This is a genomic window from Burkholderia sp. MSMB1588 (assembly GCF_001546925.1).
Classification (GTDB): Bacteria; Pseudomonadota; Gammaproteobacteria; order Burkholderiales; family Burkholderiaceae; genus Burkholderia; species Burkholderia humptydooensis.
On sequence record NZ_LNJS01000001.1, the window covers coordinates 2,515,478 to 2,534,912 of the forward strand.

Consider the following 19,435-nt stretch of genomic DNA (forward strand, 5'->3'; position numbering starts at 1 on the left):
ACGATGACGACGACAGACACCGAACGGATCGCCGCGCGAACGCGGCTCGCGGAACACGGCTGGATCTCGCGCCGCAACGAATCGTTCCGCCATCTGCCGCCGCCCGCGGCCGACGCATGGCTCGGCGGCGAAGCCGGCCACGCGCGCGCGGCCCAACCGCCGCGCGCCGCCGCGCACGCCGGCTGGCTGCTCGCGCCCGTCGGCTCCGGCTCGCTCGAACAGGTCGACGCATGCTGGCTCAGCGCCGCGGATTGCGCCGAGCGCGCCGCATTGTTCGCAGACTTGCCGACGTCGTCCGAAGACGACGCCGCACCGTTTTTCTGGGCACATCGCGCGCTGTGCGAAGCAGGCTTGCGTCTGCGCGTCGGCAGCGACCCAGCGCATCGCGCGCCCGTGATGCTGCAATTGCGGCTGCTGCCGCAGGCGAGCGTCGAAGCGCCGCTTGTCGTGATCGACGTGCTGCCCGGCGGGCATTGCGTGCTCGTCGAATCGCACGAGCACGATGCCGCCGGCCGCGACGGCCCGATCACGCAGAACCTGCATGCATACGTGCGGCTCGGCGCCGGCGCGTCGCTCGACCATCTGCGCGTTGCGACGCCCGGCGCACGCGACCGGATCTCGCATCATGTGCACGTGCGGCTCGAGCGCGACGCGCAATACCGGCAATCGCTGCTCGCGTCGGGCAGCGAGTACCACCTGCAACGCACGGTGCTCGATCTGCGCGGCGAGCGCACGCTGGGCCGCGCATCCGGCGCGCTGTTCGCGTCCGCGCATGCGAAGCTCGAACAGCAGGTGCGCGCCATGCATGCGTCGCCGAATACGCAAAGCGCGATCGATACGCTCGCGCTCGCGAGCGGCCATGCGCAGATCGTCGCGAACGCGTTCTCGTCGATCGCCGCCGGCGCGTCGGGCGCCGACCTCCGGCAACGCCTGAGCGGCATTCCGACGGGCGGCGAGCCGCGCGTCGTGCTGCGGCCGCATCTCGACATTCATCACGACGACGTGCAGGCCGCGCATGGCGCGACGTGGGGCGCGCTGCCCGGCGACGCGCTCTTCTACGCGTGCCAGCGCGGCCTCGCTCGCCGCGACGCGCTGGCGATGATCGTCGCGGGCATCGCGCACGCGGCGCTCGCGCGCGGCATCGACACGCCGGGCAGGCTGGAGGCGCTCGGCGGCGACGCGCTGCTCGCGCGCGAGGTCGCCCGGCATCTCGCCGAACAAGCGGAGACGCATCATGGGTGACATGCTGCGTTCGGCCACGATGGCGAGCGCGTTCCCGGCGCTCGCGCAGCGCGTGAACGGCGCGCCGCTCGCCTACCTCGACAACGCGGCGACGACGCACGTGCCGCAGCCCGTCCTCGCCGCGATCCGCGGCTTCGACGAGCGCGACCGCGCGAACGTTCACCGCGGCGTCCACACGCTCAGCCAGCGCGCCACCGACGCTTACGAGCGCGCGCGCGACACGCTCGCGCGCTTCGTCGGCGCGAGCGACGATCACCTGCTCGTCTTCACGTCGGGCACGACCGATGCGCTGAATCTCGTCGCGCACGGGCTGTCGCTCGCGGGCCACGCGCGCGCCGTGCTGCAGGAAGGCGACGAGATCGTCGTCAGCGCGCTCGAGCATCACGCGAATCTCGTGCCGTGGCAGATGGCCGCGCGCCGTTGCGGCGCGCAACTGCGAATCCTCCATCCCGATCCGCAAGGCCGCCTGCATGTGCGGGATCTCGAACGATTGCTGACGCCGCGCACGCGCGTGTTCGCGGTCACGGCGTGCTCGAACGCGACGGGCGAGCGGCCGCCCTATGAAGCGCTGCTCGCCATCGCGCGAGCGGCCGGCGCGCTGACGGTGCTCGACGCCGCACAGGCGGTCGGCCACGACGTGCCGGACTTGTCGGCGCTCGCGTGCGACTTCGCCGCGTTCTCCGGCCACAAGATGTACGGGCCGATGGGAACGGGCGCGCTCGTCGGCCGCCGGGACGCGCTCGAGCGGCTCGTTCCGCTGCGCTTCGGCGGCGACATGGTGAGCTGGGTCGGCGAGACGGACGCGACGTTCGACGCGCTGCCCGCGCGGCTCGAAGGCGGCACGCCGAACGTGGCCGGCGCGGTCGGGATCGCGGCCGCCGCCGACTATATCGACGCGATCGGCCGCGCCCGCATCGACGCCCACGTGCGCGCGCTGCGCGCGCACGCGGCGGCGGGCCTCGCGGCGCTCGACGGCGTGACCGTACTCGCGCCGCACACGCCGTCGGCGATCGTGTCGTTCGTCGCCGACGGCGCGCATCCGCACGACATCGGCACGTTGCTCGACGAGCGCGGCATCGCCGTGCGCACGGGCTTTCACTGCGCGCAGCCGCTCCTCGACCGGCTCGGCTGCGGGCCGACGACGCGCGCGTCGTTCGCGCTGTACAACACGCACGACGAAGTCGAGCGCCTCGTCGCGGGCGTCGCGCAAGCACTGAAGGTACTGAGATGAATCCGGCTGCGTCCCACACCGTTCCCGATGATGCGCAAAGCACGCTCTATCAGGAGCTCGTCGTCGAGCACAAGCGTGCGCCGCGCCACTTCGGCAGGCTTGCCGAGCCGACGCACGAAGCGCGCGGACACAATCCGCAATGCGGCGACGATCTGAAAGTCCAGTTGCGCATCGAAGGCGGCCGGATCAGCGACATCCGCTTCGACGGCCACGGCTGCGCGATCTGCATCGCGTCCGCGTCGATGATGACCGAGGCCGTGATCGGGCGTGACGTAGAAGCCGCGCGCGAACTCCAGCAGCGTTTCCGCGCGGTGCTCACCGGCCAGGCCGTGCACGACGAAGCGTCTCTCGGCAAGCTCGAGAGCCTCGTCGCGGTGCAACGCTACCCGAGCCGGATCAAATGCGCGCTGCTCGGCTGGCATGCGCTCGCGCACGCGCTCGACACGCGCGTGGCCGCCCCTTCCGAAGCGGAGCCGCGCGCATCATGAGACATTCGAGAGAAGCAGTCGTCCTGCGGCGGCGGGTGCGGGTCGAATGCGTGCCGTCCGGCGCGCCGCTCGATTTGCCCGCGGGCACCGTCGCCGACATCACGCAGGCGCTCGGCACGAACTTCACGCTCGTCGTCGGCGGCCAGATGGTGCGGCTGCGCGGTGACGACGCCGACGCGATCGGCAGGCCGCCGCCCGAGCCGGCCGACGCGTCGGACGGCCCCGTGTCGCCCGACGACGCGCAAGCATTCGTCTGGCGGACGCTGAAGACCTGCTACGACCCGGAGATCCCGGTCGACATCGTCGAGCTCGGGCTGATCTACGGCTGCACCATCGAGCCTGCCGAGCACGACCGCGTGAAAGTGTCGATCAGGATGACGCTGACCGCGCCCGGCTGCGGAATGGGCGAAACGCTCGCCGACGAAGTCGCCGACAAGGTGCTCGCGCTGCCGTTCGTCGGCGAAGTCAACGTCGACATGGTGTTCGATCCGCCGTGGGACCGGTCGCGCATGTCGGAGACGGCGATGCTGACGCTCGGTCTCTGACGCGGCGCCGCCCGCGGGCACCGCGCCGCATCCCGTCGCGACGTGCGTCTTAACCGCCGCAGCCGCCGCCCGGGCAGCGGCTTTCGTCCGCATCGCGTCCGAACCCGCCGTCGCGCTTCGCGATCTGCACGCGCCACTGCGACGGTCCCGCCTCCAGATACGTCCATTCGAACGAATCGGCCGCGCGCTCTTCGAGCCATGGTCCTTGAAGGGAGGAAGACGCGGCGCGCGACCGGTGCGGAACGCCCGCCATTCGCCGGAAGACGCGCACAGCGTTCGCCCGGCTTGCAACATGCAGCCGTTCACTATATAAAGTGCATGTATTACGCATGTTATAGCGCGCCACCCTCGACAGCAACATAAGACATGCATCTTTTTGCCACGTATGCGACTCTCTGAATACACGGACTACACGCTGCGCGTGCTGATGTACTGCGCGGCGAATCCGGATCGGCTCATCACGATCGCGGAGCTCGCCGAACGCCACGCCGTGTCGAAGAATCACCTGACGAAAATCGTCAACAGCCTCGCACGCCAGGGCACGCTCGAGACGACGCGCGGCCGGGGCGGCGGCGTACGCCTCGCGATGCCGCCCGCGCGCATCGGCATCGGCGACGTGATTCGCGCATCCGAAACGGACTTCCGCCTCGTCGAGTGCTTCGACCGGAACACGAACACGTGCATGCTCGCCACGAAATGCCGGCTCGAGCGGCTGCTCGACAGCGCCTTGCGCGCGTACTTCAAGGAACTCGACGGCGCGACGCTCGCGGATCTCGTCGGCCCGCCGCCGAAGAACGGATTGAGCCCGGCCGAGAAGATGCATGAATTCACGGTCGCGATGCCGTCGAAATCGATCGCGCGAGCGCGCTGAAGGCCCGCGCCCGAATGCCGATCGCCGCTGCGCGTTCGTCCCGCGCGGAACGCGGCGGCCGAGCGCCGCGCCCTCGCCCTGGCCCTCGCGATGTCGCGATCGACGAAAGCGGAATCGCGTCAGACCTCGGTCGGCGCGTCGACCATCACGAAGTTCAGCATCTTCAGGTGGGAGACCATCATCGAGTCCATCGTCCGGACGTGATGGTCGAACCATTCCGATACCTCCGCCAGCAACCGGCGGCCCAATTCGAATTGCGCGTCGCGCGCAACCTTGTCGCGCACGGCCGCCGCCACCTTCAGCACCTCGTCGTGATCGGCCGCATGGCAATACTGCGGGCCGAACTTCGTGTTCGCCATCCAGCGCTCTTCGCGCTCGAAGTGCTGCCGGCAGTGATCGATCCAGGCGTCGTACGCCTGCAGGAAATGCGCGTCGTCCGCGCGCGCGGCCGCGTCGAGCAACTGGACGAATTCCGTGTGAACGGCGTCGACGAACGGATCGTCGAGCTTCAGCTCGGGTTTCAGCTCGGGTTTCAGCTCGGTTGAAAGGTCTTGCATCGGAAGGACGGAATGGTTCGTGATTCGGGACGCGGCCTGACGGGTCGCCTCTTCGAAGGTACATGCCGCGGCCGCCGTTCGCTCGCCGATCTTCATTCCCGTTGATTCAGCACAAGATTGCCGGGCCGCGGGCGCGCGTGCGCGGCGCGCGCCCGGCGCGTCGGCATTTTCTCCGATACCGCGTTCCGATGCGCATTTTCGTCTCGCATCGGGTTCGTCTGAACGCAGATCAAGACCTTGCCCTACTTGTTGTTTGCGAATCGTCAACATGCGTCCCGCGGATTTCCGCTACATTCCGCCGCCAAAGCGACTGGATGTCGCATCGCATGCGCCGAATGCGTTTCGGCGCCTCGGTAGGCCCGCTTCATCACAACTTAGGCAAATTCAATGGTCCGAAGAATAACGAGTAGAGCGTCCGCGATCCTGCGATTAGGGCTCGTCGCGGGACTTTCCGGATGCAGCGAGCTGCACGTGCTCGATCCGAAAGGCGCAGTGGGCGCCGCGGAGAAGTCGCTGATCGCAACGTCGACGTGGGCGATGCTGATCGTGGTCGTGCCGGTGATCCTCCTCACGCTGCTGTTCGCGTGGCGCTACCGCGCATCGAACCGCAACGCGACCTACGCGCCGAAGTGGGCGCATTCCACCGCGATCGAGATCGTGATCTGGACGGTTCCGTCGCTGATCATCCTGTTTCTCGGCATCCTCACGTGGAAGACGACGCACGCGCTCGACCCGTACCGGCCGCTCGAATCGTCGGTGAAGCCGATCAACGTCGAGGTCGTCGCGCTCGACTGGAAGTGGCTCTTCGTCTATCCGGATCTCGGCATTGCTTCGGTGAACCAACTGGCGGTGCCCGTCGGCACGCCGATCAATTTCCGGATCACGTCCGATTCGGTGATGAACTCGTTCTTCATTCCGCAGCTCGGCACGCAGGTCTACGCGATGGCCGGCATGCAGACGCGCCTGCACCTGATCGCCGACGAGCCGGGCGATTTCGCCGGCATTTCCGCGAACTACAGCGGCCGCGGCTTCTCGGACATGAAGTTCCGCACGCTCGCGACATCGCGCGGCGCGTTCGACGCTTGGGTCGCGAAGGTGCGCGCATCAGCCGACCGGCTCGACATGACCGCATACGGCCAGCTCGCGCAGCCGAGCGAGAAGCAGCCCGTGCGCTACTACTCGACGGTCGATTCGCGGCTCTTTCACAACATCATCGCGAAGTACAACAACGGCCACGTCCTCGACCTGACGGACGCCGCCTGTCGGACGAAGGGGTAATGCATGTTCGGTAAATTGACGCTTTCTGCCATCCCGTTCGATCAGCCGATCGTCATGGGCGCGGCCGCGTTCATGGCGCTCGTCGCGCTGTCGGTCGTCGGCACGCTGACTTACACGAAGCGCTGGAAATGGCTATGGACCGAGTGGCTCACGTCGGTCGACCACAAGAAGATCGGCGTGATGTACATCATCGTCGCAGTGCTGATGCTGCTGCGCGGCTTCGCGGACGCGGTGATGATGCGCCTGCAGCTCGCGCTCGCGTACAACGGCCCCGGCTATCTGCCGCCGCACCACTACGACCAGATCTTCACCGCGCACGGCGTCATCATGATCTTCTTCATGGCGATGGCGCTGCTCGTCGGGCTCTTCAACCTGATCGTGCCGCTGCAGATCGGCGCGCGCGACGTCGCGTTCCCGTTCCTGAACTCGCTGAGCTTCTGGATGACGGCCGTCGCCGCGCTGCTGATGAACGTGTCGCTCATCGTCGGCGAGTTCGCGCAGACGGGCTGGCTCGCGTATCCGCCGCTGTCGGAGTTGCAGTTCAGCCCGGGCGTGGGCGTCGACTACTACCTGTGGGCGCTGCAGATATCCGGCGTCGGCACGCTGATCACCGCGATCAACTTCTTCGTGACGATCCTGCGGATGCGCGCGCCCGGCATGACGATGATGAAGATGCCCGTGTTCACGTGGACTGCGCTCTGCTCGAACGTCCTCATCATGGCGACGTTCCCGATCCTGACGGTTGCGCTCGCCCTCCTCGCGCTCGACCGCTACCTCGGCATGCACTTCTTCACGAACGACGCCGGCGGCAACGCGATGGTGTACCTGAACCTGATCTGGGCGTGGGGCCATCCGGAGGTGTACATCCTCGTGCTGCCCGCGTTCGGCATCTATTCGGAAGTGATCGCGACGTTCTCGAAGAAGCCGCTGTTCGGCTACAAGACGATGGTCTACGCGTCGTGCGTGATCATGGTGCTCGCGTTCCTCGTGTGGCTGCACCACTTCTTCACGATGGGCTCGGGCGCGAACGTGAACGCGTTCTTCGGGATCATGACGATGGTGATCGCGATCCCCACCGGCGTGAAGATCTTCAACTGGCTGTTCACGATGTACCGCGGCCGCATCGAGTTCACCGCGCCCGTGCTGTGGACGATCGGCTTCATGGTGACGTTCACGCTCGGCGGGATGACGGGCGTGATGATGGCGATTCCGGGCGCGGACTTCGTGCTGCACAACAGCCTGTTCCTGATCGCGCACTTCCACAACGCGATCATCGGCGGCGTCGTGTTCGGCTATCTCGCCGGCTTCCACTACTGGTTCCCGAAGGCGTTCGGCTTCAAGCTCGACGAAAAGCTTGGCAAGCGTGCGTTCTGGTGCTGGTTCATCGGCTTCTACGTGTCGTTCGTGCCGCTCTACGTGCTCGGCTTCATGGGCATGACGCGCCGCCTGAACCACTACGACAACCCCGCATGGCATCCGTGGCTCATCGTCGCCGCGTGCGGCGTCGCGTTGATCGCGATCGGCGTGCTGCACCAGGTTGCGCAGGTGTGGGTTGCGGTGCGCAACCGCAATGAGCCCGGCTATCGCGACACGACGGGCGACCCGTGGGGCGGCCGCACGCTCGAATGGGCGACGTCGTCGCCGCCCCCCGTCTACAACTTCGCGGTGATCCCGACCGTGCACGCGCTCGACGAGCTCGCATACCGCAAGGAGCACGGCATCGGCATCGGCGCCGGCAAGAACGTCGTCTACCAGGACATCCACATGCCGTCGAACACGGGTGCGGGCTTCGTCATCGGCGTGCTCAGCCTCGTGCTCGGCTTCGCGCTCGTCTGGCATATCTGGTGGCTCGCGATCGCGTCGCTCGTCGGCATCGTCGCGACGGTGGTCCTGTATAGCGCGGGCGACAACGACGGCTACTACATCCCGGCCGACACCGTCCGCAAGATCGAAGAAAAGCGCGCCGGCGCGCGCGTTGCCGCGCAGCCGGCCGAAGTCGAACTGGAGGCCAACTGATGTCGCACGACACGATGATGCTCGACCACGCGGCATCGCACGATCATCCGCCGTCGCATTCGGTGTTCGGCTTCTGGCTGTACCTGATGACCGACTGCGTGCTCTTTGCCGCGCTGTTCGCGACGTTCGCGGTGCTCGGCAACCAGTTCGCGGGCGGCCCGACCGGCCGGGATCTGTTCGACATTCCCGGCGTCGCGCTCGAAACCGCCGCGCTGCTGCTCTCGAGCATCACGTACGGCTTCGCGATGATCGGCGCGCACAAGCGGCAGCGCGGCGCGGTGTTCGGCTGGCTCGCGGTGACGTTCGTGCTCGGCGCGGCGTTCCTCGCGATGGAACTGCGCGAGTTCTCGCACCTGATCGCCGAGGGCGCGGGACCGCAGCGCAGCGCGTTCCTGTCGTCGTTCTTCACGCTCGTCGGCACGCACGGGCTGCACGTGACGGCGGGCCTCCTGTGGATGGTCGTGCTCGCCGCGCAGGCGCTGCGCCGCCCCGAGCTGACCGAGCGCGACATCCGCCGGCTCACCTGCCTCAGCCTCTTCTGGCACTTCCTCGACATCGTCTGGATCTGCGTCTTTTCCTTTGTCTATCTTGCGAGCGTGATCTAAATGGCCCATTCGCATCCTTCCCACGGCGATGAAGCGCACGGCACCGTCGGCGGCTATATCGCGGGCTTCCTGCTGTCGGTGCTGCTCACGGCCGCGTCGTTCGGCCTCGTGATGGGCGGCGTGCTGCCGCCGCGCGAGGCGCTCGTGTCGCTCGCCGTGCTCGCCGCCGTGCAGATCGTCGTGCACCTCGTGTACTTCCTGCACATGAACACGTCATCGAGCCAGCGCTGGAACGTGATGGCGTTCAGCTACACGGTGCTGACCGCGCTGATCCTGATCTTCGGCACGGTCTGGGTCATGCACAACGTCGGCATGAACATGATGTCCCGATAGGCGAGCCGTTTTGCCTGTCGCCGATGCCGTCCCGCACGGGACGGCATTGCTTTTGTTGCAGCCGGATCGCGCGGGGGTTCGATTCCCGCGCGGGCCGGCCGCTTGTTTGCTTGCCGGACGCGTCGCGCCGCCCTCGCCCGCCGCCGCGATTTCGCCGCGGAACGCGGAGCAAGGGGAAACGGCGCATCGATGTCTCTTTGTGTGATCGATTCCATGAACGACTCTTCCAACCCCATTCGCGTCGACGAGCCGATGCCGCACCGCAAGGTCATCCGCTCATGGATCACGCCGTTCGGCGAACGCGTGATCGCGCGCTCGATCGTGCTGCTCGCCGTCGACTATCTGCTGCTCCTCGCCGCGTTGGCGGGCGCGCTGCTCGCCGCGTCGAGCATCGTGAAGATCGTCTGCGGGATGGCGGCCGGCTTCATCACCGGGCGTCTTTTCATCATCGGCCACGATGCATGCCACCAGAGCCTCACGCCGAATCACCGGCTCAACCGCTGGCTCGGCCGCATCGCGTTCCTGCCGTCGCTCACGCCGTACAGCCTGTGGGAGGTCGGCCACAACGTCGTCCACCACGGCTACACGAACCTGAAAGGTTTCGATTTCGTATGGGCGCCGCGCACGCCCGACGAATACGCGGCGCTGTCGCCCACGCAGCGCTTCCTCGATCGCATCTATCGCAGCGGCTGGGCGCCGGGGCTCTACTATCTCGTCGAAATCTGGTGGCTGCGGATGTACTTTCCGACGAAGGTCTACCTCGGCGCGTCGCGGCCGATCTTCCGGCGCGACTGCCTGCTCGTCACGGGCTTCGCCGCGCTGTGGATCGGCGCGGTGGTCTGGATCGCCGCGGCGACGCAGCAGTCGACGCTCCTGCTGCTCGTCACGGGCGTTGCCGTGCCGTTCCTGTTCTGGTGCTCGATGATCGGCTTCGTCGTCTACGTTCACCACACCGATCCGCGCATCTCGTGGCACGCGAACCGCGCCGAGTGGTCGCGCGCCGCGCCGTTCGTGTCGACGACGCTGCACCTCACGTTCTCGTACGGCATCGGCGGCCTGCTGCATCACATCATGGAGCACACCGCGCACCACGTCGACATGAGCATTCCGCTGTACGGGCTGAAGGACGCGCAGGCGAAGCTCGAGGCGATGCTGCCGGGGCGCATCGTCGTGCAGCACTTCAGTTGGCGCTGGTACTTCGACACCGCGCGGCGCTGCAAGCTCTACGATACCGATCGCAAGTGCTGGACCGATTATCGCGGCCGCGCGACGAGCGACGCGCATCTGCGCGCGGATGCGCCGATGGCCGAGCAGCGGCCGATCGACACGCCGAACGGGCTGAGCGGCGCGTGACGCCGGCGGCTACGTGGCTGCGCGGCCGCATGGCTGCGCCCGTCGCTCGCTCGCCGCTCGCCCACTCGCGGCGATCGCCCCACGCTGCCGCACCACGCCCCTGAAACAAGACCGGCCGCTTGCGCGGCCGGCCGGTTCGAGCCCATCGCCGCGCGGCGGCAAGCCGCCCGCCGGGCGCATTACTTGAGCGTCACGGGCACGCTGAAGTACTTCTTCGCGAGGCCGTCGATCGTGCCGTCGGCTTTCAGTTCCTTCAGCGCCTGATTGACGGCGCTCTTCAGTTGCGCGTCGTTCTTGCGCAGACCGAAGCCGACGCCCGTGCCGAGGATCTCGGCATCGCTCACGTGATCGCCCGCGAACGCGAAGCCCGCGCCCTGCGGCTTCGACAGGAAGCCCTTCGCGCCGGCTTCCGAATCCTGGAACGTCGCGTCGAGGCGGCCCGACTTCAGGTCTTCATACGCGAGATCCTGCGTCTGGTACGGCACGACTTCGACGCCCGCCGGCGCCCAGCGCTTCTTCGCATACGCTTCCTGGATCGTGCCTTGCAGCACGCCGATGCGCTTGCCCTTCAGCGACGCCACCGTCGGCAGCAGGCCGCTGCCCTTCTTCGCGATCAACTGGTTCGGGATCGTGTAGATCGGATCGGTGAAATCGATCGCCTTCCGACGCTGCTCGGTGATCGTCATGTCGGAGTTGATCGCGTCGAACTTGCGCGCCTGCAGCGCCGGGATCAGGCCGTCGAACGCGTTCTCCACCCACACGCACCTGACCTTCAGCTTCGTGCACACCGCGTTGCCGATGTCGATGTCGAAGCCCGCCAGCTTGCCGTCCGGCGTCTTGTACTCGAACGGCGCATACGACGCCTCGACGCCGAAGCGGATTTCCTTCAGGTCGGCGGCGAACGCGCTGCCTGCCGCCAGGGCCGTGGCCGTCACCACCGCGTGCGCGGCCATCTTCCGCCAGTTCAACTTCATCAGGTGTTCTCCTCGCTTTGAACGAACAATGTCAGTCAACGACCGGACCGCCGCATCATTGCAGCGCCGAAATTTCCGGACAAACGCGCGGGGCGGCCGTGATGCGGCGCAACAGCCGCAAGGTCGCGATTGTACCGTCTCGCGCGGGCCGAGCCGTCGAACCCTCGCTCGAGCGCCGCCGCGACGCATGCGCCGCGCGGCCCGGGCGGAAGTCGCAAGAGGATGTCGCAATCGCGCAAGGCGTGCATGCGCCGCGCTCGCCCGGCTATGCGTCGCCGCCGTCGTCGGCGAGCGCGTCGGCAAGCGCCGCGCACAGATGCGAGTAGACGGCCGACACGTGCGGCAGATGACGCGCGTCCGGATGCGCGAGCACCCAGAGCTGCGATTGCGCGTCGTCGAGCGGCGGGCTGAGCCGCCGGATGCCTGGGTACGCCTTCGCGAGAAAAATCGGCAGCACGCCGATCGCCAGGCCCGCCGCGACGAGCTCGCACACCGACACGACGCTGTTCACGCGATAGCGCGGCTCGACGTCCGGATAGCGGCGGCGGCGCCAGCCCACCGACGGATGGTTCGACAGCGCGAGGTCGGGCGCCGCCCAATCGCATTGCGCGAGCGCGTCGAAATCGCCGGCGCGCAGCGGGCTCGACGCGTGCGCGAACACCGCGATGCGCAACGGGCCGACCGCGCGGCCGATCAGATGCCCGGGCGCGCGCTTCGTCGCGCGCACCGCGATGTCCGCGTCGCGCCGCGTGAGGCTCGCGAGGCCGTTGCTCGTGTCGAGATCGAAGCGCAGCGCCGGATGCCGCGCGGCAAGCCCGCCGAGCGCGTTCAGCAGCGGCCCGGACAGCACGCTGTCCGTCGTCGTCACGTGGACCGTGCCCGTCAGCGCGGCCGTATCCGTGCCCGCCGCGACGCGCGCGGCGTCGAGCTCCGCCTCGATCCGCTCGCCGTGCTGCGCGAGCCGGCTGCCGAGCGGCGTCGGCCGGTAGCCACGCTTCGAGCGCTCGAAGAGCCGCTGCCCGAGGCCGCGCTCGATGCGCTGCACCGTGCGGAACACGGTCGACGCATCGAGATTCATTCGTCGCGCCGCCTCCGCGAGCGTGCCCGCGCGCACGAGCGCGAGCACGGTCTGCATGTCGATGGCCGTCAGTTCGTATTGCGTTTCTGCATGCATCGTTTGGCGTCTTGCCGGTTATCGCCGGAGTCGGTCGCTGCTATTTTAACGGCGTATTCCGGGCGCGCCGTCGCGGCCGCCCTCCCCGGCTCAATCGTCACGACAAGGAAACGCTCACTCATGAAGCTCTATTACTCGCCCGGCGCATGCTCGCTCGCCATCCGCATCGCGCTCACCGAAGCCGGCCTGCCGTTCGAAAGCGTCAAGGTCGATCTGTCGAAGCATCGCATCGCGTCCGACGGCAGCGACTACTACGCGGTGTCGCCGCGCGGCTACGTGCCGCTCGTCGAGCTCGACGACGGCACGCGCCATACCGAGGCGGCCGCGCTGCTGCAGCGCGTCGGCGACCTCGCGGGCGCCGGCGCGCTGATTCCCGCGCACGGCACGGCGGCGCGCTACGAGGTGATCGAATGGCTGACGTTCGTCAGCTCCGAGCTGGGCAAGACGTACAGCCCGTGGCTCTTTCGCGCCGACACCGCCGACTCGACGCGGCAGCAATGTCTCGACAAGCTCGACCGTCGCCTGAAGGAAGTCGACGCGCATCTCGCGACGCGCGACTATCTGACGGGCGGCTTCACGGTCGCGGATGCCTATCTGTTCGCGGTCGCGAACTGGTCGAATCTCCTGCGCATCCCGCTCGCGCCGTACCCGCATCTCGTCGCGTTCATGGAGCGGGTGGCCGCGCGGCCGAAGGTCAAGGAGGCGCTCGCGGCCGAAGGTCTCGGCCGCTGACGCGCGAGACACGCCGGGCCGGATCGGGCCGGGCCCGGTGTGTCCCGCGCTTCACGCGAGCGCCGCGTATGTGTCGCGCGTCGTCTCGACGACGAGCAGCCCCGCGCGCAGGCCGGGCTTCACCGACGGATTCGGAAACACGATGCGCTCCTGCGCGTGCCGCACCGCGTAGCGGTAATCGCCGTCGCGCGCGAGCAGCGTGCCCTGCTCAAACGGCGTGAAATTCGGCACGTCCTTCGCGACGAACAGTTCGAGCGCATCGCTTCGCTTCGTGATCTGGTCGACGACCGTGAACACGCGCGGCAGCACCCCGCGCGCCGCTTCGCGGCGGCCGGACACGAGATTGCGCACCGCCGCGTCGGCAGGCGCGAAGCGCGACAGATCGTTCGCGCCGAACGGCATCACCTTGCCGAGCTCGAGCGTGCACGCGAGCGCGCCGCACGTCTGCGCGCTGAAGTGCGAGAACGTGCTGCCCCGCGTGGTATGCAGCAGCACCGCCGCGATCTTCGCTTCGCCTAGCCACTCGAACATCGTGCGCGTCGGCGGCTCGCCCGTGTGCGGCAGCAGCGCGAACTGCTCGAAGACCGACGCGCGGATCGCCGTGTGCATGTCGATGTGCCAGCGCGCGCCGCGCGCGCGGCCCGCCGTCGCGAAAAACGCCGACGCGGCCGCCTCCAGTTGCGCGGCGCGCGGCGCTTCGCGACTCGTCGCGAGCGACGCGTGCCGGCCGCCGAACAGCCGGTTCAGATCGTCGTCGAGATAGCGCTCGCCCGCGCGCATCGCCCCCGGATTGCCGAGCGCGACGAGGAGCCGGCAGCGCAGCGGCAGCGCGCCGCGCGCGATGTCGCGCACGAGCATCGACAGCAGCTCGATCGGCGCGGTCTCGTCGCCGTGCACGCCCGCCGAAACGAGCACGCTCTGCATGCGCTGCGCCGCGTCGACAGGCTCGAGCTGCAGCAGGCCGTCGCCGAGCCAGCGCCAGCGCACCGCGTGCGCCGCGCACTCGCCCGCATCCGCGCGCGGCGCTTCGCCCGCGAGCGTCAGCGCGAGGAAATCGTCGAGCCAGGCGGCGTCGCGGCCGGGATCAGCGCTGGAAGTCATAGAGCGAGCCGAGGCCGAGAATGTGCGTCAGTTCGTCGAGCGCGGTGCGCGATTCGTCGAGGAGCGCGGGATCGGCGAGATCGGCGGGCGACAGCCGGTCGCGGTAGTGCTTGTCGATCCATGCGTCGAGCGACGCGAACAACGTGTCGCCGATCCACACGTTCGGCTTCACCGCCGCGCGCTCGTCGTCGCTCAGCACGACGCGCAGCCGCAGGCACGCGGGCCCGCCGCCGTTCTTCATGCTCTCGCGCAGATCGAACACGCGCACGTCGCGAATCGGCCCGTTGCCGGCGGCGAGCGCGTCGAGATACGCGGCTACGTTCGCGTTCTCGCGGCACTCCTGCGGCACGACGAGCAGTTGCTGGCCGTCCTCGCGCGTGAGCAACTGGCTGTTGAACAGGTACGAGCCCACCGCGTCGGCGACGCTCACCGCGCGATCCGGCACCTCGATCACGTTCAGCCGCGCGCCGAGCGCGCCGAGCGACGCGGTGAGCGCGTCGTACACGGCCGCTTTGTCGACGAACGCGCGCTCGTGGCAGAACAGCGTGTCGCGGTTGCCGACCGCGATCACGTCGTTGTGGAACACGCCCGCGTCGATCACGTCCGGGCTCTGCTGCGCGTAGATCGTCGCCGCCTCGCGCAGGCCGTGGCGATGCGCGACCGCGCGGCTCGCCTCGAAGGTCTGGCGCGCCGGGAAGCGTGTCGGCTCCGGCCCACGGCGATATTCGGCGCGGCCATACACGAAGAACTCGACGCCGGGCGCGCCGTATTCCGCGCAAAAGCGCGTGTGGTTCGCGGCGCCCTCGTCGCCGAGCGCCGGCGTGCCGGGCAACGCGTCGTGCACCGCGAAGCGCGTTTCGTCCGCGAAGATCGCGGCGAGCGTGCGGCGTGTCGCTTCATGCTCGATCGCGCGATGCAGCTTGCTGCACAGGTTGGCCGGCGTGAAGTGCACGCGGCCGTCGCTCGTGTCGGCGGACGGGCTCACCGTCGCCGCGTTCGCGGTCCACATCGCCGACGCGGAGCTCGCGGCGGCGAGCAGCTCGGGCGCCTGCTTCGCGGCCTTCGCGATCACGTCGGCGTCCTTGCCGGAGAAGCCGAGCTCGCGCAACAGGCGCAGCGACGGCCGCTCCTGCGGCGGCAGCACGCCCTGCGCGAAGCCGAGGTCGGCGAGCTGCTTCATCTTGCGCAGCCCCTGCTTGGCGGCCGCCTTCGGGTTCGCGTCGGACTTCTCGTTCGACAGCGACGCGACGTTGCCGAACGACAGCCCCGCGTAGTTATGGGTCGGGCCGACGAGCCCGTCGAAATTGGCTTCCTTAGCGTTCATCGTCGCATCCTGCTCAGAAATGAAGGCCCGGCGACAGGCTCGCGGGCATCTGCAATTGCGCGCTCTCGACCGACGCCATCGGATACGCGCAGTAATCGGCCGCGTAGTACGCGCTCGGGCGATGGTTGCCCGAGCGGCCCGCGCCGCCGAACGGCGCCGCCGACGACGCGCCGTTGGTCGGCCGGTTCCAGTTCACGATGCCGGCGCGGATCGCGCGGCGGAACGTGTCCCAGGCTTTTTCGTCGTCGGCGAGCAGGCCCGCCGACAGGCCGAACGCGGTGTCGTTCGCGCGCGCGATCGCATCGTCGAGATCGGTGTAGCGAACGATCTGCGCAAGCGGGCCGAAGTGCTCCTCGTCGGGCAGCTCGCGCACGGGCGTGACGTCGAGGATCGACGCGTTGACGAAGCCGAGCGCCGGATCGCGCTGCCTCATCTCGATGATGGGCGCGGCGCCCAGCCCGACGAGCTTCGCCTGCGCGGCGACGAGGCGCGACGCCGCGCGCGCGGAGATCACCGCGCCCATGAACGGCTGCGGATCGGCGTCGTAGACGTCGGCCGTGATCTTCGATGCGACGTCCGCGAAGCGCGCGAGGAAGCGCTCGCCGAACGCGCCGTGCGGCACGAGGATCCGGCGCGCGCACGTGCAGCGCTGCCCCGCCGACAGGAACGCCGACTGGATCGCGTGGTGAACGGCCGCGTCGATGTCCTCGACGTCGGCGACGACGAGCGGATTGTTGCCGCCCATCTCGAGCGCGAGCACGATCTCGGGCCGGCCGCCGAACTGCCGGTGCAGCAGCGTGCCCGTGTCCGAGCTGCCGGTGAAGAAGAGGCCGTCGATCTGCCGATGGTTCGCGAGTGCGACGCCCGTGTCCTTCTCGCCCTGCACGAGGTTCAGCACGCCCGCGGGCAGCCCCGCGTCGCGCCAGGTCTCGACGGTGGCGCGCGCAACGCCGGGCGCGAGCTCCGACGGCTTGAACACGACAGTGTTCCCCGCGATGAGCGCGGGCACGATGTGCCCGTTCGGCAGGTGGCCCGGAAAGTTGTACGGACCGAACACCGCGACGACGCCGTGCGGACGGTGCCGCAGCACCGCGACGCCGTCCGCCATCGGCGTGCGCTTCTCGCCGGTGCGCTCGTGATATGCGGCGATCGAGATGTCGACCTTCGCGGCCATCGACGCAACCTCGGTGCGCGCCTCCCACAGCGGCTTGCCGGTCTCGCGGCCGATCATCGTCGCGAGCGCTTCCTTGCGCTCGACGAGGAGCGCGGCGAAGCGCTTGACGATCGCGCAGCGCGCGTCGAGATCGAGCGCGGACCACGCGGCGAACGCGCGGCGCGCGCTCGCGACCGCGCGCTCGACGTCTTCCGCCGACGCGCTCGCGCCTTCCCACACGCGCTCGTTCGTGCCGGGGTTGCGCGAAGCGAAGACGGGGCCCGCGCCGTCGCGCCAGGCGCCGTCGATGAAGAGTTCAGTCATTTCGTTATCCCTGTTTCGGTTTGAGCGGCAGCACGCGCACGGGATCGCCCGCGCTCACGCGCAGCGCGGCGGCGTCCTCGGCCGACAGCGTGAACGCGCCTTCGTCGACGAGCCCCGGCGCGATGCCGACGCGAAAATCGGTGAGCGACGTGTTCGACACGAGCGAGCGCGGCGCGTTGTCTTGCCCTTCGCGCCCTTCGTGCCCTTCGCGCGAGCCGATCGCGACCGGCACGACGACGCTCTCGCGCACCGTGCGCAGATCCGACACGTGGCATTCGAGCACGGGGCCCGCGTCGAAGATGTCGACATGGTTCTGATAGCGCAGCCCTTCCGCTTCGAGCATCTTGCGCGCGGGCAGCGTGTCGCGGTGCGTGACGCCGATCACGTCCTGCGCGTCCTGCGGCAGCAGGTCGACGTACACCGGAAAGCGCGGCATCAGCTCCGCGAGGAACGACTTGCGGCCGTGCGAGCTCAGATAGTCGGCGGCGTTGAAGTCGATCTGATAGAAATGCGAACCGACCGCGCGCCAGAACGGCGACGTGCCGTCGTCGTCGAAGTGCCCGCGCAGCTCCGCGCAGATGCGCTCCGGAAAGCGTTCGCGAAACTGCGCGATGAACATGAAGCGCGAGCGCGACAGGAGGCCGCCGACGCCGCCCGTGCGGTAGCGCGGGCTCAGGAACAGCGAGCACACTTCCGCGTAGCCCGTCAGGTCGTGCGAGATGTTCAGCAGCGACATCTTCGTCCACACGCCGAGATCCTGGCTCGCGTGGACGACGGTGCTCACGCGGTAGTTGTAGAACGGCTGCGCGAGGCCGACTTCGGTTTCGATGCCGCATACGCCGGCGATGTCGCCCGACTGCGAATCCTCCATCACGAAGAAGTAGCCGGCTTCGGCGGGCGTCGCGAGATTGCCGAGCGTGCGGCGCGTGCGCTCGATGCGCGCGGCGAGCGCGTCGCGGTCCGGCTTGAACGTGGTGAGGCCCGGTCCGGTTTCCTGCGCGAGCGCGACGAGCGCGTCCACGTCGCCCGTTTGTACGACCCGAACGACGATCATGCTGCGTCTCCTGGTTGGTCCGTCGGTTGGTCCACCGGTTGGCCGTCGCGCTGATGCAGCGGCACGCAGCGCACCGTGTCGCCGTCGGCGACGCCGAGCGCCGTGCGCGCATCGGCGGGCAGCGGCGCGTCGGCGCTGTCGGCGGGCAAGTCCGCGAGCACGCAGCGGAACGCGTCGCCGCGCCCGCTCGACAGCAGATACGTGGCGCCGCCGTGCGCGCGCGCCGCCTCGCGCACCGTGCGATCGGCGTGCTTCGTCACGCACGCGGTGCGGTCGACCTGCGCGGTCAGCACGGGGCCGGCGTCGAAGATGTCGACATAGCGGTCCGGCTCGAAGCCTTCTTCGAGATGGATGTCGTACGCGAGGAGCGCATGCTCGTTCGGCTCGCCGAGCACGCGTTGCGCAGCTTCGGGCAAGAGCGGCACATAGAGCGGATAGGTCGGCATCACTTCGGCGATGAACGTGCGGCTGCGGCCGCCCGATTCGATCTCGACCGCCGCGAAGTCGCGCCCGAAGAACTTGCGGCCCACCGCTTCCCAGAACGGCGACGCGCCCGTCTCGTCGGTGACGCCGAGCAGCAGCGAGAACACCTCGGGCGTGAAGCGGTTGCGATTCGCGGCGATGTACATCATCCGTGCGCGCGAGAGCAGGTGCGCGGCGGCGTCGCCGCGCAGCGACGGATCGACATAGAAGCCGGCGAGCCGGCTCTTGCCCGTCAATTCGTGCGACATCGTGAGCGCGTGGATCTTGCGGTTCACGTGCAGCTCGCGCGACGCGTGGATCAGCGCGTCGTTGCGAAACGCGTAGAACGGCTCCGAGTAGCCGGCCGCGGCGACGACGCTCGCGGTGCCGAGCAGCTTGCCTGTGGCGCTGTCCTCGAGCACGAACAGATAGAACTCCTCGCCGGGGAAGTCGACTTCCGCGCGAAACGAGTCCTCGGAAAGCGCGACGCGCGCTTCGAGCGCCGCGCGGTCGTGCGGCAGCGAGTGCAGCACGGGTTGCGCGGTGCGCGCCATCTGCGCGAGCGCGTCGAGATCGGCGAGTTTGCCGGGGCGTACGAAGAGCATCGTCGTTCCTGTC

General features: G+C 68.6%; 20 protein-coding genes and 1 pseudogene. 12 read left to right on the plus strand and 9 right to left on the minus strand.

The genetic code is table 11. The features are described 5' to 3' along the window. Positions 1-3 precede the first annotated feature (3 nt). The 4 genes from WS92_RS23095 to sufT are packed head-to-tail and all read left to right on the plus strand — an operon-like array spanning position 4 to position 3,506. The gene (locus tag WS92_RS23095; protein WP_059933906.1) at positions 4-1,242 is read left to right on the plus strand and encodes a SufD family Fe-S cluster assembly protein; all 1,239 of its coding nucleotides are present in this window, start codon (positions 4-6) and stop codon (positions 1,240-1,242) included. Then, entirely contained in the window at positions 1,235-2,473 is a 1,239-nt protein-coding gene (locus tag WS92_RS23100) for an aminotransferase class V-fold PLP-dependent enzyme (protein ID WP_059933909.1), read from the plus strand. The genes WS92_RS23095 and WS92_RS23100 overlap by 8 nt, the downstream gene beginning before the upstream one ends. Then, complete coding sequence (gene sufU, locus WS92_RS23105; RefSeq protein WP_059933912.1) at positions 2,470-2,961, plus strand: Fe-S cluster assembly sulfur transfer protein SufU; 492 nt, start codon at positions 2,470-2,472, stop codon at positions 2,959-2,961. Before WS92_RS23100 ends, sufU begins: the two co-directional genes overlap by 4 nt. Beyond that, positions 2,958-3,506: a putative Fe-S cluster assembly protein SufT gene (gene sufT / locus WS92_RS23110; RefSeq protein ID WP_059933915.1), complete on the plus strand. Its 549-nt coding sequence runs from the start codon at positions 2,958-2,960 to the stop codon at positions 3,504-3,506. Before sufU ends, sufT begins: the two co-directional genes overlap by 4 nt. 49 nt (positions 3,507-3,555) lie before the next feature. On the opposite strand, the pseudogene WS92_RS33060 reads toward sufT, so the two are convergent. After that, a pseudogene (locus tag WS92_RS33060) lies at positions 3,556-3,800 on the minus strand (hypothetical protein). A gap of 91 nt (positions 3,801-3,891) precedes the next feature. Here WS92_RS33060 and WS92_RS23120 point away from each other — a divergent pair. Continuing rightward, a complete protein-coding gene (locus tag WS92_RS23120) occupies positions 3,892-4,377 on the plus strand; it encodes an RrF2 family transcriptional regulator (protein ID WP_059933922.1) in 486 nt (161 codons plus the stop codon). Between the two features lie 119 nt (positions 4,378-4,496). On the opposite strand, the gene WS92_RS23125 is transcribed toward WS92_RS23120, so the two are convergent. Further along, complete coding sequence (locus WS92_RS23125) at positions 4,497-4,934, minus strand: bacteriohemerythrin (protein WP_059934121.1); 438 nt, start codon at positions 4,932-4,934, stop codon at positions 4,497-4,499. A gap of 253 nt (positions 4,935-5,187) precedes the next feature. Between WS92_RS23125 and WS92_RS37270 the strand changes: the two genes are divergently transcribed. From WS92_RS37270 to WS92_RS23150, 6 genes are all read left to right on the plus strand, one after another. Then, entirely contained in the window at positions 5,188-5,337 is a 150-nt protein-coding gene (locus WS92_RS37270; RefSeq protein WP_308411141.1) for a ubiquinol oxidase, read from the plus strand. Then, positions 5,322-6,212 carry a ubiquinol oxidase subunit II gene (cyoA, locus tag WS92_RS23130; RefSeq protein ID WP_015600109.1) on the plus strand — a complete coding sequence of 297 codons (891 nt, stop codon included), beginning with the start codon at positions 5,322-5,324 and terminating at the stop codon, positions 6,210-6,212. The genes WS92_RS37270 and cyoA overlap by 16 nt, the downstream gene beginning before the upstream one ends. Positions 6,213-6,215: 3 nt before the next feature. Continuing rightward, positions 6,216-8,228 carry a cytochrome o ubiquinol oxidase subunit I gene (gene cyoB, locus WS92_RS23135; RefSeq protein ID WP_059933924.1) on the plus strand — a complete coding sequence of 671 codons (2,013 nt, stop codon included), beginning with the start codon at positions 6,216-6,218 and terminating at the stop codon, positions 8,226-8,228. Then, positions 8,228-8,833, plus strand: a complete 606-nt coding sequence (cyoC, locus tag WS92_RS23140) for a cytochrome o ubiquinol oxidase subunit III (protein ID WP_059933927.1) — start codon at positions 8,228-8,230, stop codon at positions 8,831-8,833. Before cyoB ends, cyoC begins: the two co-directional genes overlap by 1 nt. Beyond that, on the plus strand, positions 8,834-9,166 hold the full coding sequence (gene cyoD / locus WS92_RS23145) for a cytochrome o ubiquinol oxidase subunit IV (protein WP_006025861.1): 333 nt from the start codon (positions 8,834-8,836) through the stop codon (positions 9,164-9,166). Positions 9,167-9,355: 189 nt separating this feature from the next. Continuing rightward, complete coding sequence (locus WS92_RS23150) at positions 9,356-10,519, plus strand: fatty acid desaturase (protein WP_231755982.1); 1,164 nt, start codon at positions 9,356-9,358, stop codon at positions 10,517-10,519. Between the two features lie 179 nt (positions 10,520-10,698). On the opposite strand, the gene WS92_RS23155 is transcribed toward WS92_RS23150, so the two are convergent. Both WS92_RS23155 and WS92_RS23165 read right to left on the minus strand, forming a co-directional pair. Further along, positions 10,699-11,493, minus strand: coding sequence for an ABC transporter substrate-binding protein (locus WS92_RS23155; RefSeq protein ID WP_015601439.1), 795 nt, complete (start codon positions 11,491-11,493; stop codon positions 10,699-10,701). A 265-nt stretch (positions 11,494-11,758) separates the two neighbouring features. Further along, positions 11,759-12,667, minus strand: coding sequence for a LysR family transcriptional regulator (locus WS92_RS23165; RefSeq protein ID WP_015602333.1), 909 nt, complete (start codon positions 12,665-12,667; stop codon positions 11,759-11,761). A gap of 120 nt (positions 12,668-12,787) precedes the next feature. Here WS92_RS23165 and WS92_RS23170 point away from each other — a divergent pair, with 120 nt between their 5' ends. Further along, positions 12,788-13,399, plus strand: a complete 612-nt coding sequence (locus WS92_RS23170; protein ID WP_015600175.1) for a glutathione binding-like protein — start codon at positions 12,788-12,790, stop codon at positions 13,397-13,399. Between the two features lie 51 nt (positions 13,400-13,450). Here WS92_RS23170 and astE read toward each other — a convergent pair whose 3' ends face one another. Genes astE through aruF form a run of 5 tightly spaced genes read right to left on the minus strand, consistent with a single transcriptional unit; the run spans position 13,451 to position 19,422 of the window. Continuing rightward, positions 13,451-14,500 carry a succinylglutamate desuccinylase gene (gene astE, locus WS92_RS23175; RefSeq protein ID WP_015600221.1) on the minus strand — a complete coding sequence of 350 codons (1,050 nt, stop codon included), beginning with the start codon at positions 14,498-14,500 and terminating at the stop codon, positions 13,451-13,453. Then, the gene (astB, locus tag WS92_RS23180) at positions 14,484-15,824 is read right to left on the minus strand and encodes an N-succinylarginine dihydrolase (protein ID WP_015602093.1); all 1,341 of its coding nucleotides are present in this window, start codon (positions 15,822-15,824) and stop codon (positions 14,484-14,486) included. The genes astE and astB overlap by 17 nt, the downstream gene beginning before the upstream one ends. 13 nt (positions 15,825-15,837) lie before the next feature. Then, entirely contained in the window at positions 15,838-17,301 is a 1,464-nt protein-coding gene (gene astD / locus WS92_RS23185; protein WP_059933936.1) for a succinylglutamate-semialdehyde dehydrogenase, read from the minus strand. Positions 17,302-17,305: 4 nt separating this feature from the next. Then, entirely contained in the window at positions 17,306-18,355 is a 1,050-nt protein-coding gene (gene astA / locus WS92_RS23190) for an arginine N-succinyltransferase (RefSeq protein ID WP_059933939.1), read from the minus strand. After that, the gene (gene aruF, locus WS92_RS23195; protein ID WP_006025852.1) at positions 18,352-19,422 is read right to left on the minus strand and encodes an arginine/ornithine succinyltransferase subunit alpha; all 1,071 of its coding nucleotides are present in this window, start codon (positions 19,420-19,422) and stop codon (positions 18,352-18,354) included. The genes astA and aruF overlap by 4 nt, the downstream gene beginning before the upstream one ends. Positions 19,423-19,435: the final 13 nt, after the last annotated feature.

What these genes read in the sequence shown, in the direction of transcription:
- astA (WP_059933939.1), bottom strand. Translation starts at nt 18,355, where the DNA reads ATGATCGTCGTTCGGGTCGTACAAACGGGCGACGTGGACGCGCTCGTC.
- astE (WP_015600221.1), bottom strand. Translation starts at nt 14,500, where the DNA reads ATGACTTCCAGCGCTGATCCCGGCCGCGACGCCGCCTGGCTCGACGAT.
- WS92_RS23155 (WP_015601439.1), bottom strand. Translation starts at nt 11,493, where the DNA reads ATGAAGTTGAACTGGCGGAAGATGGCCGCGCACGCGGTGGTGACGGCC.
- WS92_RS23100 (WP_059933909.1), top strand. Translation starts at nt 1,235, where the DNA reads ATGGGTGACATGCTGCGTTCGGCCACGATGGCGAGCGCGTTCCCGGCG.
- WS92_RS23150 (WP_231755982.1), top strand. Translation starts at nt 9,356, where the DNA reads ATGTCTCTTTGTGTGATCGATTCCATGAACGACTCTTCCAACCCCATT.
- sufT (WP_059933915.1), top strand. Translation starts at nt 2,958, where the DNA reads ATGAGACATTCGAGAGAAGCAGTCGTCCTGCGGCGGCGGGTGCGGGTC.
- WS92_RS23165 (WP_015602333.1), bottom strand. Translation starts at nt 12,667, where the DNA reads ATGCATGCAGAAACGCAATACGAACTGACGGCCATCGACATGCAGACC.
- aruF (WP_006025852.1), bottom strand. Translation starts at nt 19,422, where the DNA reads ATGCTCTTCGTACGCCCCGGCAAACTCGCCGATCTCGACGCGCTCGCG.
- astD (WP_059933936.1), bottom strand. Translation starts at nt 17,301, where the DNA reads ATGACTGAACTCTTCATCGACGGCGCCTGGCGCGACGGCGCGGGCCCC.
- WS92_RS23125 (WP_059934121.1), bottom strand. Translation starts at nt 4,934, where the DNA reads ATGCAAGACCTTTCAACCGAGCTGAAACCCGAGCTGAAACCCGAGCTG.
- WS92_RS23120 (WP_059933922.1), top strand. Translation starts at nt 3,892, where the DNA reads ATGCGACTCTCTGAATACACGGACTACACGCTGCGCGTGCTGATGTAC.
- astB (WP_015602093.1), bottom strand. Translation starts at nt 15,824, where the DNA reads ATGAACGCTAAGGAAGCCAATTTCGACGGGCTCGTCGGCCCGACCCAT.
- cyoC (WP_059933927.1), top strand. Translation starts at nt 8,228, where the DNA reads ATGTCGCACGACACGATGATGCTCGACCACGCGGCATCGCACGATCAT.
- cyoB (WP_059933924.1), top strand. Translation starts at nt 6,216, where the DNA reads ATGTTCGGTAAATTGACGCTTTCTGCCATCCCGTTCGATCAGCCGATC.
- cyoA (WP_015600109.1), top strand. Translation starts at nt 5,322, where the DNA reads ATGGTCCGAAGAATAACGAGTAGAGCGTCCGCGATCCTGCGATTAGGG.
- WS92_RS23170 (WP_015600175.1), top strand. Translation starts at nt 12,788, where the DNA reads ATGAAGCTCTATTACTCGCCCGGCGCATGCTCGCTCGCCATCCGCATC.
- WS92_RS23095 (WP_059933906.1), top strand. Translation starts at nt 4, where the DNA reads ATGACGACGACAGACACCGAACGGATCGCCGCGCGAACGCGGCTCGCG.
- cyoD (WP_006025861.1), top strand. Translation starts at nt 8,834, where the DNA reads ATGGCCCATTCGCATCCTTCCCACGGCGATGAAGCGCACGGCACCGTC.
- sufU (WP_059933912.1), top strand. Translation starts at nt 2,470, where the DNA reads ATGAATCCGGCTGCGTCCCACACCGTTCCCGATGATGCGCAAAGCACG.